Origin of the sequence: Bilophila sp. 4_1_30 (assembly GCF_000224655.1) — a bacterium.
In the GTDB taxonomy this organism is placed as follows: domain Bacteria; phylum Desulfobacterota; class Desulfovibrionia; order Desulfovibrionales; family Desulfovibrionaceae; genus Bilophila; species Bilophila wadsworthia.
In genome coordinates, this window is sequence record NZ_JH114231.1 from 309386 (window position 1) to 320030 (window position 10645).

General features: G+C 54.2%; 13 protein-coding genes. 10 read left to right on the top strand and 3 right to left on the bottom strand.

Features of this window, described 5'->3' with window-relative positions; translation table 11 throughout:
* Positions 1–466 precede the first annotated feature (466 nt).
* Positions 467–1687: a Xaa-Pro peptidase family protein gene (locus HMPREF0178_RS01495; RefSeq protein ID WP_009378434.1), complete on the bottom strand. Its 1221-nt coding sequence runs from the start codon at positions 1685–1687 to the stop codon at positions 467–469.
* A 362-nt stretch (positions 1688–2049) separates the two neighbouring features.
* On the opposite strand from HMPREF0178_RS01495, the gene HMPREF0178_RS01500 reads away from it, so the two are divergent.
* The 3 genes from HMPREF0178_RS01500 (at position 2050) to HMPREF0178_RS01510 (ending at position 3726) form a co-directional block, all read left to right on the top strand.
* Positions 2050–2475 (top strand): CoA-binding protein, encoded by a 426-nt coding sequence (locus HMPREF0178_RS01500; RefSeq protein WP_009378435.1) that lies wholly within the window; start codon positions 2050–2052, stop codon positions 2473–2475.
* A 4-nt stretch (positions 2476–2479) separates the two neighbouring features.
* Entirely contained in the window at positions 2480–2941 is a 462-nt protein-coding gene (locus HMPREF0178_RS01505) for a YkgJ family cysteine cluster protein (protein ID WP_009378437.1), read from the top strand.
* Positions 2942–3048: 107 nt separating this feature from the next.
* Positions 3049–3726 (top strand): adenylate kinase, encoded by a 678-nt coding sequence (locus HMPREF0178_RS01510; RefSeq protein WP_009378439.1) that lies wholly within the window; start codon positions 3049–3051, stop codon positions 3724–3726.
* A 72-nt stretch (positions 3727–3798) separates the two neighbouring features.
* Here the strand turns inward: HMPREF0178_RS01510 and HMPREF0178_RS01515 are convergent, their stop codons facing one another.
* Positions 3799–4227 (bottom strand): GNAT family N-acetyltransferase, encoded by a 429-nt coding sequence (locus tag HMPREF0178_RS01515; RefSeq protein ID WP_009378441.1) that lies wholly within the window; start codon positions 4225–4227, stop codon positions 3799–3801.
* Between the two features lie 143 nt (positions 4228–4370).
* Between HMPREF0178_RS01515 and HMPREF0178_RS01520 the strand changes: the two genes are divergently transcribed.
* Genes HMPREF0178_RS01520 through HMPREF0178_RS01535 form a run of 4 tightly spaced genes read left to right on the top strand, consistent with a single transcriptional unit; the run spans position 4371 to position 7573 of the window.
* Entirely contained in the window at positions 4371–5048 is a 678-nt protein-coding gene (locus HMPREF0178_RS01520; protein ID WP_009378442.1) for a bifunctional precorrin-2 dehydrogenase/sirohydrochlorin ferrochelatase, read from the top strand.
* Positions 5035–5868, top strand: a complete 834-nt coding sequence (locus HMPREF0178_RS01525; RefSeq protein ID WP_005027027.1) for an inner membrane protein YpjD — start codon at positions 5035–5037, stop codon at positions 5866–5868. The genes HMPREF0178_RS01520 and HMPREF0178_RS01525 overlap by 14 nt, the downstream gene beginning before the upstream one ends.
* 1 nt (position 5869) lies before the next feature.
* On the top strand, positions 5870–7213 hold the full coding sequence (gene hemA / locus HMPREF0178_RS01530; RefSeq protein WP_009378444.1) for a glutamyl-tRNA reductase: 1344 nt from the start codon (positions 5870–5872) through the stop codon (positions 7211–7213).
* 9 nt (positions 7214–7222) lie between these two features.
* Complete coding sequence (locus HMPREF0178_RS01535) at positions 7223–7573, top strand: hypothetical protein (RefSeq protein ID WP_009378446.1); 351 nt, start codon at positions 7223–7225, stop codon at positions 7571–7573.
* A gap of 100 nt (positions 7574–7673) precedes the next feature.
* Here the strand turns inward: HMPREF0178_RS01535 and purM are convergent, their stop codons facing one another.
* Entirely contained in the window at positions 7674–8726 is a 1053-nt protein-coding gene (gene purM, locus HMPREF0178_RS01540) for a phosphoribosylformylglycinamidine cyclo-ligase (RefSeq protein WP_009378451.1), read from the bottom strand.
* Between the two features lie 186 nt (positions 8727–8912).
* On the opposite strand from purM, the gene HMPREF0178_RS01545 reads away from it, so the two are divergent.
* From HMPREF0178_RS01545 to HMPREF0178_RS20780, 3 genes are all read left to right on the top strand, one after another.
* The gene (locus HMPREF0178_RS01545) at positions 8913–9275 is read left to right on the top strand and encodes a hypothetical protein (protein WP_009378453.1); all 363 of its coding nucleotides are present in this window, start codon (positions 8913–8915) and stop codon (positions 9273–9275) included.
* Between the two features lie 35 nt (positions 9276–9310).
* Positions 9311–9904, top strand: coding sequence for a Smr/MutS family protein (locus HMPREF0178_RS01550; protein ID WP_009378454.1), 594 nt, complete (start codon positions 9311–9313; stop codon positions 9902–9904).
* 549 nt (positions 9905–10453) lie between these two features.
* Positions 10454–10630, top strand: coding sequence for a hypothetical protein (locus tag HMPREF0178_RS20780; RefSeq protein ID WP_009378456.1), 177 nt, complete (start codon positions 10454–10456; stop codon positions 10628–10630).
* Positions 10631–10645 lie beyond the last annotated feature (15 nt).

A 10645-nucleotide genomic window follows, 5' to 3' on the forward strand; every position in this document is an offset into this window, starting at 1 on the left:
CCGCATCAAAGCGCGGGCGGTAAGCAACTCATCCCTGTTTTTTACGACCCAAGCCATGCCACGGCCCTGTTGGAGCATATCCACGCAAAGCCGCGCCTGCGTGGCCAGCCCCGCGCGCGCAACGTGTATCCGCCCAGCCTTGAGACGGGCGATCTCGGTCATCACATCTGTATACACGAAAGTACCTCGTCAACCATTGAACGTCATTCCCAAAATCACATGGAATCAATGAAGCCTTCCCACCGGTTGTCAAGCCTCGCTCCGTATGCCGCCGGACAGAAACAAGAGCGGAAGGAGAAAACTGCCGCACCTCTAATGCATCCTACCAACGGATAAGCAGGGGAATAGAATGGGTAAAGGCCTCCACAAGTCCTTGCCCAAAGGCAAGAGGATTGTGGAGGCGAACAAGCCCGCTTCTGAGCGGCATCACAATCATATCGGCAGGACACGGGTTATGGAAGAGAAATCAACCGATCAGGATGATATGCTTTGATGTCCCCGTAAGCGGACGAACCCCTGACGCGGTGATTTCCAGCGTATGCTCAAGGCCGACCATCCCTGCGCCGGGGATGCCGATCTTCGGCTCAATAGCCACAACCATGCCCTGTTCCAGCGGAGCGGTAAAGCCTTTGGCAAAAACCGGGGTCTCATCGACAGTCAGACCTATGCCATGCCCCAGGAATGGGACTTTGTCGCGCCCTAACCCCATAAACCCGTCCATTTGGCCTTCGCGCTGGGCAACGGCACATGCCTCTGTCCATATCTCTGCCGGAACGGCTCCCGGTTTCAACGCTGCTGCGGCTTGTTCAAAAATCTCAACGCACACGGCATGTGCCCTGCGAATCGGATCGGGGATCGTATCGGCCGCGCCACTCCAGTACACCTGTGTCCTATCCGTATTATACCCTTCAACATTGAACCCCATATCGATGGAAAGCAAGGAGCGATCCTGCCAAACGCGTTCGGCATTTCCCATAAACGGAATGGCCGGACACATGCCTTTGCAACCAAGAGGGCCATTGTAATAGGTGGGATAAATGCCGGACGTCTCAGCCGAGGCATAACCAAAAAAGTTTTCCTCACCCGGCGCATTCATCCGCAACATGCCGCTTCCGCCGCATGTGAACACCGCTTCCACATACGTTCTCGCAACATCAAATTCACTCATGCCGGGGTGTATGCGTTCCGGAAGCATTTCATCCAGAACTTTTGCATGTAATGCCCCGCATCGACGGAGTTTTTTGAGCTCCCACTCGGATTTTACGGCTCGGGCCTGAGCAAGGACGGCATCACAGGAGGTGAACCGCACACCTTCCATACGGCTTTGCAGCATCTCCGCCATCGACCAGTTGAATCCGTTTTTATCCACGGCAATGACGGAAGAAAGCGGGCTTCCGCACCCAGCGCAGAGAGAGGCGATTTCCTTATATGACTTGAAGGGAAGAATGTGACGCAAGGGGGATTCCATTTGTGCGCGTTCCACTCCCTTACGAAGCAGCAAAACGGGTTCCCCTTCAACGGGCAGCCATACGAGCCCCCACCCCAACGTTCCCGTCAAATAATAAATGCCAAGCCGGGAAGTAACGAGCATCCCCCCTGCGTCAGGGGCGAGCGTGCGCAACAGACGGCGGCAGCGGGCATACCGGAATTCTATCTCTCCAAGCGGCAACAGATCGGGGCTCGACATGATCAGCTCTCCTTCTATACAGCAGGTTCGTTTGGGTCCATTTTAACAGGTTCCCTTTGAATCATTGATCCTTGGAATTTTCCTCATTTTCTCTTCCATTGCAACAGAGGATTTGAAAGGTGTCCTCGTAATCCGGTGAAATATTTTTGTGGTTTGTTTTGGTAGGATGTTTGATGTTATAAATTTACATAATTTTAAAAGACTATGCGTCATAAATTCACTTTAAAAGCGCTCGTGGCAACTAACTGGAAAACAACTTTTTCCGTGCTATCCCAGACGGAGACTACGCACCCAAAACCTTTTCGTTGCCTTTATTGGCATAACCAACTAAACTTTTCTGCACTCTTTTTGTGAGGTCCATCATGTTACAGGCATTTCTCTCCGACGGCAGGATGCGCGAATTTCTGACCCAAGCCCGCACAATCGCCGTCGTTGGTGCAAAAGATAAAGAAGGTCAGCCTGTTGACCGCGTCGGGAAGTATCTCATCCAAGCAGGCTACCAAGTGATCCCGGTCCACCCCATACGCAAAGACGTGTGGGGCCTGCAAACCTATCCTTCGCTTGCCGAGGTGCCTTTTCCCGTTGACATCATCAATGTATTCCGGGCGCCTCAATACTGCCCTGATCATGCGCGGGAAACCGTGGCACTCTCCCCTCTGCCTCAACTGTTTTGGATGCAGCAAGGCATCGTGAGCCCTGAAGCCGCTTCTATCGTTGGGAAGGCCGGGATCGCCGTCGTTGAAGATTTATGCATCATGGTCGAACACAAACGCCTCTTAGGAAACTGATATCATGAAGAAAACTGTCTTTGACTGCCAGATGTGCGGTCAATGTTGCGAAGGGGAAGGCGGCATTGTCCTGAGCCCCAAGGATCTGAAACGCCTTTATGAAGGCCTGAATCTCGAAAAACAGGCTTTCCTTGATGCTTATGGCGTTTTCCGGAACGGGAAATGGCAAGTACGGACGGGCGAAGACGGCAATTGTATTTTTTTCCGGGCCGGACAAAGCTGTACCGTCCATGCCATCAAGCCCGATGTTTGCCGGGCATGGCCGTTTTTTCGGGGGAACATGGCCGATGCCGAAAGCCTCCATCTGGCCAAGGCGTTTTGCCCCGGTATACGCCCTGATGCGACGCATGAGGAATTCGTGGAGGAAGGCCAGAGCTATCTGGAAGAAAACGGGCTCGTAGCCTCCGATCCCGAGCATGAAGGGCACGCCCTTCTGCCGGTTTCCAAAACGAATTCTTCCTTTTAACCTTTCAGGATCCCTGCCCAACCTTCTGGGCGGGTTTTGTGCTTCCGCCTCAGATTGTTCTGAAGACGCCAGCACCATACGACCTCTTACACAGGAGACTTTGGATCATGAATATCCTTATGTTCGGTCCCAACGGCAGCGGCAAAGGCACGCAGGGCGCTCTTATCAAGAAGGCGTTTGGCTTGGCCCATATCGAATCCGGAGCCATTTTCCGCGAACACGTGGGCGGCGGAACCGAACTCGGCAAAAAGGCCAAGGAATATATGGATCGCGGCGAACTCGTCCCTGACTCCATCACCATTCCAATGGTCCTCGAAACATTGAAGACCAAAGGGGCTGACGGCTGGCTGCTTGACGGTTTCCCCCGCAATATCGCCCAGGCCGAACAGCTGCACAAGGCGATGCAGGAACAGGGCATGAAGCTTGACTATGTGGTGGAAATCGATCTGCCCCGCAACATCGCCCGCGATCGCATCATGGGCCGCCGGGTGTGCAAGAACGACGGCAACCATCCCAACAACATTTTCATTGATGCCATCAAGCCCAATGGCGATGTCTGCCGGGTCTGTGGCGGCGAGCTCACGGCCCGTGCTGACGATCAGGACGAAGCCGCGATCAACAAGCGCCATGACATTTATTATGATGACAAAACGGGGACGCTGGCTGCCGCCCATTACTTCAAGGCGTTGGCCGAAAAGGGCGAAACCAAGTACATCGTCCTCAACGGTCAGGGCACGATCGACAGCATCAAAGAAACGCTTATCAAGGAACTGGGACTGAACTAGTCTTTGCTTTCCAAGCGGCAGGCTGGCCGAAAAAATTCAACCAGCCTGCCGCTGTAAAAAATGCGCTGCCGTTTATGGGAAAGTCATGAGCAGCTCTGTGTGACCGGTCATTTCTTCGATCCGTTCACCGGTTATACGGAACCCGTTTTTTTGGTAAAAGGCGACTGCCCGCTCGTTTTCCGCATAAACGGAAAGATCCAGTGTCCCGCGCATCTTTTTGGCCAGTGCCAGCAAACGAGACCCCACTCCCCTCTTTTGGTGCGAGGGGGCAACAAAAAGCGCCGCAAGATAGTCCTCCACGAAGGCCATAAAGGCCACCACTTCTCCCGTAGCCCTGTCCTCATCCACAACGATTTCGCTTAACGGAAGATACAAGGTCCGCATGGCCTCGGCCTTCTTTTCCCAATATGCCTTATCAATAAAAGAATGGGAACGAACGGAAGCCGCCAGCCATATTCGGATAACGGTTTCCGTGTCTTCTTCTTTGAATGCCCGGATCATCTTCCCTCCATGCGCACGCACCGGACAAAGGACACCCGAAAGGCCCCATTCCCTCATCTGTGGACGAAGGGGCGTGGTCGTGTTATGCTCGGTAATTCATAGGTTACGAATATGTTTTCCGTTACAACCCTATCGGACGCCTTATGCATTACTATCCAGTTTTTTTGGAACTTTCCGGGCAGAGCTGCCTTGTGGTCGGCGCGGGTGCCGTCGGCTGCCGCAAGATAGCTTCCTTGCTCGAATGCCCTATTGAGCGGCTTCGCGTCGTTGACCTGGCTGAACCGGATACCAATCTTCAAGTGTTGCTTGAAGATGAACGCGTCAGTTTTACAAAACGCTCCTTTACACCGTCCGATGTGGAGGGGTGCGCATTGGTTTTTGCCGCCACCAGCAGCAGGCAGACCAATGATGCCGTGGCGAGGGCCTGCGCGGAACGCGGCATCCTCTGTAACTGCGCCGATGCCCCTAAGGACAGTTCCTTTATCGTACCCGCCCTTGTCGAACAAGGGAATATCGCCATCGCCCTTTCCACTGGAGGCGCCAGCCCGGCGCTTGCCCGGAAGATCCGTGAAGATCTGGAAGCGTGGCTCGGAGAGCGTTATACGGGGATAAGCGAACTTTTGATGCGGCTCCGCCCCTTGGTTCTTGCCTTGCATCACGAGACGAGGCAGAATACAACTCTCTTCCGGAGCATTGTGGATTCGCCCCTGTCCGAAGCCCTGCAGCGTCGGGATCGGCAAACGTGCGAATCTTTGCTCAGGGAACTGTTACCCATCGAACTGCATCCGCATATCATGGAGTTGCTGCATGATCTTGCCTGAACTGTTGCCGGTTCTGGCCATTCACCTGTACGCCCTTGGGACGGCGGCCGTCGTGGCGGGCATCCTTGCCCGGAACGAATGGCTTAAGCGCGCTGCCCTTGTGCTTACGGTGCTTGCCTTCACCACCCACACATTACTGTTGATCGCCACTTTTATGGACGACGGATTCACGGGCCTGACCCGCTCCGTGTATGTCCAGCTTCTGGCTTGGTGCATTACCCTCAGCGGGCTTGTCGCGTGGCTCCGGTGGCGCTATGAGGCATTGCTCCTGACCGTGGCGCCATTCTCCTTGCTGACGTTTCTGATCGCCCTCTTGCTGCGTCATGCCGAAACACCGCTTCCCCCCGTGCTTTCGGGGATGACCTTTACCATCCATATCGCAGCGATATTCATCAGTATCGGCCTGATGGCCCTTGCTTTCGGCGCGGGCGTGCTTTTCCTCATCCAAGCGAAGAGCATCAAGTCGAAATCAAAGCTGGCGGGCTTCCAAAAGGATCTCCCTGCCCTCTCCGCATTGGACAAGATCAATGCGTTCACGACGACGGTCGGTTTTCCGTTATTCACGGCAGGCGTGCTTTTTGGGTTTATCTCGGCCCGCATCAATTGGGGCACAATCCTTTCCGGAGATCCCAAAGAGTTTATTTCGCTCGTTGTCTGGGGCCTGTACGCTTGGCTTTTCCACCAGCGGTTCACGCAGGGCTGGCAAGGACGCAAACCGGCAATTCTGGCAATATGGATCTTCACGGTTTGCGCGTTTTCGCTCATCGTGGTGAACCTCTTTATGACGACACACCACAGTTTTCTGACCACACCACGCTGATATGGAACAACAAATCTACCTTATTGGGCTCAACTACCGCACTGCCGGCGTTGAGGTGCGGGAACGTTTCGCGTTGACGGATCATTGCTCCAAAGACACGTGGGCCATTCCGTTGCGCCCTTCGGAGGAAAACGATTCGTCCGAAACGACGCTGGACGAAGCGCTGATCCTCTCAACCTGCAACCGGGTTGAAATCCTTGCCGTGGGCCAAGGCGACGTGCCGGGGCTGATTCTGGAGGCGTGGGCCTCCGCCAAAAACCGGAAAGCCGTCGAACTCGCGCCGTATGTGTATATCCACAAAGGCCGTGAGGCGATTGCACACCTGTTCACCGTTGCCTCCAGCCTCGATTCGATGGTGCTCGGAGAACCGCAGATACTTGGGCAGCTCAAAGGAGCCTATCGCAAGGCAACCCTGGCCGGGACGACGAAGACCATCATCAATCGCCTCCTGCACAAATCGTTCAGTGTCGCCAAACGGGTACGCACGGAAACCGGCATTGCGGCGAGCGCCGTTTCCATCAGCTACGCGGCCGTGGAGCTTGCCAAGCGTATTTTCGGCGACATGGGCCAATACCAGGCCATGCTCATCGGCGCTGGCGAAATGGCGGAACTCGCTGCCACGCACCTGATTCAAGCCGGGATCAGCAACGTCAAGGTCGCCAACCGGACCTACCAGCGCGCCAAAGAGCTTGCCGCCGAATTCAAAGGAGAAGCCGTTCCCTTTGAGCACTTGTTCGAGCATCTTGCCGATGTGGACATCATCATCAGCTCCACGGGCTCACCGGAAGCCATTATCCGCGCACGCGACATCAAGGACGTCTTGAAACGCCGCAAATACCGGCCGATGTTCTTCATTGACATCGCGGTCCCCCGAGACATCGATCCCGACGTCAACAACGTGGATAACGTCTACCTCTATGACATCGACGATCTGAAAGAAGTGGTTGAAGAAAACCTGGCCCATCGGCGCGTCGAAGCGGAAAAGGCGCAGGGGATCGTTGACGAAGAGGTCAATGCCTTTGCCTTTTGGCTGGAATCGTTGGAGCTCCAACCCACTATTGTGGACCTGCTCTCCCACTTCGAAACCCATGCGCAAGAAGAGCTCCAGAGGACCTTAAAACGGCTCGGTCCCGTGAATCCGGAAACCCGTGAGGCATTGGAGGCCATGCTGCATGGTCTGATCCGGAAGCTTTCGCATGAGCCCATTACGTTCCTGAAGGAAGCCAAGTCCGAGACAGCTTCCCGCAACGTGGAACTGATCAGGCGTATGTTCGGACTGGATGACGAACACCCGATGGGCCGATGTACGCGCAGGGTCCACAGAAACGAATCTCAACTGCCATAGGGAGCGGTCATGCGCTGCTATCTTGTAGACGAACTCCAGCCCGAGGTCATTGCCAACCTTGAGGCGCAGCTAACGAAACGCGGCTGTCAGTCCGGCATTGAAAGATTGTATTGGCTGCCTCTAGAGAAAGAACGCCTGCTTCCCGTTCAGCGTGAGCACGAATCCTCGTGCGGGCCGCATTGCCTTGCATTGGAGATCCTTGACGATGCCGTCAGGCTTGAATTCCTCGTCCGGGCTAAAGGGCGTATGCGCTGCGAATGTGTATGCTATCTCTCTCCGGAAGCGGAGCGCCACATGATGGACTGGCTTGACGCCCGCATTATGGAAGCGGAAATCAAACAAGGGCTCATCCAACAGTAAGCGAGCCGTTGTTCATTTTCTCGTACACTCAGGACCAGCAAAAAGGCCTCCCCACATTTCCGTGGGGAGGCCTTTCCATAAACAAGCTTTCAGAAAGCGGCTAGAACAGGATCTTGACCTGCTCTTCGTCCTTATCCTGACGGCGACCGATCGTCCCGATGACCCAAGCCCCCTTGTGCATGGCCTCAAGACGGCCCATCGCCTCTTCCGCGACTTCGCTGGGCACAATAAAGACATAACCGATGCCGCAATTGAAGATCTGCAGCATTTCAGGCCATGTCAGGCCGCCTTCTTCACGCAGCCAATGGAAAACGGGCTGCACATCCCATGAAGCGAACTTGATATCCGCAGTGACCGAATTGGGCAGGACGCGGGGAATGTTATCGTAGAAGCCGCCACCCGTGATATGGACCATCCCCTTGACGGGCAGGTCGCGCATCAGGTTACGCACGACGTCGGAATAAATATAGGTGGGCTCCAACAGGACATCCTTCACTGTCCGGTCGGAACCGGGCATGGTGTCATCGGGGCCAAGGCCACTCTTGTCAAGGATCTTGCGGACAAGCGAATAGCCGTTGGAATGGATGCCGGAGGAAGCGAGGCCGATGAGCACGTCTCCGACACGGATTCCCGAGCCGTCCACGATCTTGGCATTGTCGGCCATGCCTACGCAGAAGCCCGCGAGATCATACTCGCCGTCAGCGTACATATCGGGCATTTCGGCCGTTTCACCGCCAAGGAGGGCGCATCCGGCCTGCTTGCAGCCTTCCGCGATGCCGGCAATCACCTGCGTGGTCTTGTCCACATCAAGCTTGCCGGTCGCAAAATAGTCGAGGAACAACAACGGACGCGCGCCCTGAACCAGAATATCATTGGCACTCATAGCCACAAGATCGATACCGACCGTATCATGCTTGTCGAAAGCGAAGGCCAGCTTCAACTTGGTGCCGACACCATCGGTGGAAGCAACCAGCACCGGTTCGGCCATTCCGGACATATCCGGCTTGAAAAGCCCGCCGAACCCCCCGATATCCGAAAGGACCCCGTGGATATGGGTCTGGGATACGATGGATTTGATACGGGAAACAACGGAATTGCCGGCATCGATGTTCACTCCGGCTTCGGTATACGCTTGGGCTCGCGTCAGGGGCATGATCCTCTCCTAAACTGGCATTGGGTAACTTGTCCGGTAAGAATAGGCTTTTCCCATTACTTGTGCAAGAGGCCAGTTTCCTTTCTCGAGTACTCCGTTTCCCCATTCCCGCCCTTGCGGTCCGCCCGTTCGGAGACTATTCTAGCCGATATCCGATTGTTCCCAACACACTGAAGGTTGCAAATCATGAATGAAGAAAAACCGTTCGAAGGCGAAAATCCCTTTCGAAAGCTTGATAAGAAACGTTTTCTGTCCCATGACGAAAAGAAAAAGGCGAAAAGCCTCAAGAAAAACGGCCCCATCTCCAATAATGAGGGAGAGTTTTCCTCTTTTTATGCGGAATTCGTCTCTCCTCAGGATGAAGGGGAGACCAGAGCCTTTTTGAATGCCGTCTCCGGCGTGACCAAACTGGACGCTCCGGCAAACGCAAAACGCGAAAAACGGCCTTCCGCCACCTCACTGGAGAATCCTGTACTCGGCAAACAAGCTCTCCGGGAGACCGATCGTGCATTACCAAAAACGAAAAAAACAATCCTGCTCCTGAAATAGCCGGCAAGAATACTGCCTCCTCCACCCCGAAAAAAATGGAGAGCGAAACAGGCGAGGAGGACATCAATTTCTTTGCGGCCATGCAGGATGTTACCCCGCTTTCTGGAAAGGGGCGGGAAGTGGCGGCGGAAGCGCCGGTATCTATTCCTCCCGTGCAGACGCCGTCTAACCCGCTTCAGGAATTCATCGACGGAAAGCTCGAGTTTGCGCTTGCCTTCACCGATGAATATGTGGAAGGACATGTTGTCGGCCTCGATCTGATGCTTGTAGGAAAACTGCAGGCGGGTCAGTTCAGTCCGGAGTCACATCTGGACTTGCATGGAATGAACGCGCAACAGGCTTTTGACGCTTTGGTGGGCTTTTTCCGTGCGGCGTATTTCAAAGGGCAACGGACGGTCCTCGTGGTGCCCGGACGCGGCCTGAACTCTCCTCATGGTATATCCATCCTCAGAGAGAAAGTTCAGGAGTGGTTTACCCAAGAACCGCTTAAGCGTGTCATTCTTGCGTTCTGTACGGCCAAACCTTCCGATGGGGGAGCGGGAGCCCTCTATGTCCTCCTCCGTAAATTCAGAAAAGGCGAAGGGAAAATCCATTGGGAACGCAAGCCCGTAGACCCTGATTTGATTTAGCGGTTTTTCTGTAAACGGAATAAGGGGCATACATAAATAATCTATTGAAATTATTATTAAAAATATTTAATCATAAAGAAAACGTTGTTTGTGCAAAAAGATTTTTTGCGTGTTTGACGGAAATAGACTGTTCAACCAAACAAATCCATGCTATTGTCTCTTCGCACGCGGAATTTTGTCTTTCATCTCAAAAATGTGTGGAATGACATCTTCCCTGCGGAAAAACGAATGTGTCAGGTTTCATTGCCAAAGCGAGGGAGGGAGTTGCCTTGCGGGGCGTACGGGCCTGAACGACAGAGCCGGAGCGGCAACATAACAATAGACACGGATGCACAAGTCGGTATTCTCTGCAAGGGAGCTTTTTTCCCCGAGAGTACACATCCGATGAATGTTATGGGAAAAGCCTATTCATAATGGCTCGCCGTATCTGGGAATAGTACACGACTTTGCCGTATTGGCCCATGCGTGACCACACGGCTAACACGTATCTCGTTATGCTTCTTGAAGGCATGACAAACAAAGTCCGCCGGGGGGCGGAAGGGAGTCTTCATGGCTAAGAAAATGAAAACCATGGACGGCAACACGGCAACCACGCATATCGCGTATGCTCTCAGCGATGTCGCTTGTATTTATCCTATCACGCCGTCTTCCGTGATGGGCGAACTCGCTGACGACTGGGCCGCCGCCGGCAAGAAACCTGATGGGCCAGACCGTCACCGTGCGTGAACTGCAGTCCGAAGC

What these genes read in the sequence shown, in the direction of transcription:
- HMPREF0178_RS01495 (WP_009378434.1), bottom strand. Translation starts at nt 1,687, where the DNA reads ATGTCGAGCCCCGATCTGTTGCCGCTTGGAGAGATAGAATTCCGGTAT.
- HMPREF0178_RS01500 (WP_009378435.1), top strand. Translation starts at nt 2,050, where the DNA reads ATGTTACAGGCATTTCTCTCCGACGGCAGGATGCGCGAATTTCTGACC.
- HMPREF0178_RS01505 (WP_009378437.1), top strand. Translation starts at nt 2,480, where the DNA reads ATGAAGAAAACTGTCTTTGACTGCCAGATGTGCGGTCAATGTTGCGAA.
- HMPREF0178_RS01510 (WP_009378439.1), top strand. Translation starts at nt 3,049, where the DNA reads ATGAATATCCTTATGTTCGGTCCCAACGGCAGCGGCAAAGGCACGCAG.
- HMPREF0178_RS01515 (WP_009378441.1), bottom strand. Translation starts at nt 4,227, where the DNA reads ATGATCCGGGCATTCAAAGAAGAAGACACGGAAACCGTTATCCGAATA.
- HMPREF0178_RS01520 (WP_009378442.1), top strand. Translation starts at nt 4,371, where the DNA reads ATGCATTACTATCCAGTTTTTTTGGAACTTTCCGGGCAGAGCTGCCTT.
- HMPREF0178_RS01525 (WP_005027027.1), top strand. Translation starts at nt 5,035, where the DNA reads ATGATCTTGCCTGAACTGTTGCCGGTTCTGGCCATTCACCTGTACGCC.
- hemA (WP_009378444.1), top strand. Translation starts at nt 5,870, where the DNA reads ATGGAACAACAAATCTACCTTATTGGGCTCAACTACCGCACTGCCGGC.
- HMPREF0178_RS01535 (WP_009378446.1), top strand. Translation starts at nt 7,223, where the DNA reads ATGCGCTGCTATCTTGTAGACGAACTCCAGCCCGAGGTCATTGCCAAC.
- purM (WP_009378451.1), bottom strand. Translation starts at nt 8,726, where the DNA reads ATGCCCCTGACGCGAGCCCAAGCGTATACCGAAGCCGGAGTGAACATC.
- HMPREF0178_RS01545 (WP_009378453.1), top strand. Translation starts at nt 8,913, where the DNA reads ATGAATGAAGAAAAACCGTTCGAAGGCGAAAATCCCTTTCGAAAGCTT.
- HMPREF0178_RS01550 (WP_009378454.1), top strand. Translation starts at nt 9,311, where the DNA reads ATGGAGAGCGAAACAGGCGAGGAGGACATCAATTTCTTTGCGGCCATG.
- HMPREF0178_RS20780 (WP_009378456.1), top strand. Translation starts at nt 10,454, where the DNA reads ATGGCTAAGAAAATGAAAACCATGGACGGCAACACGGCAACCACGCAT.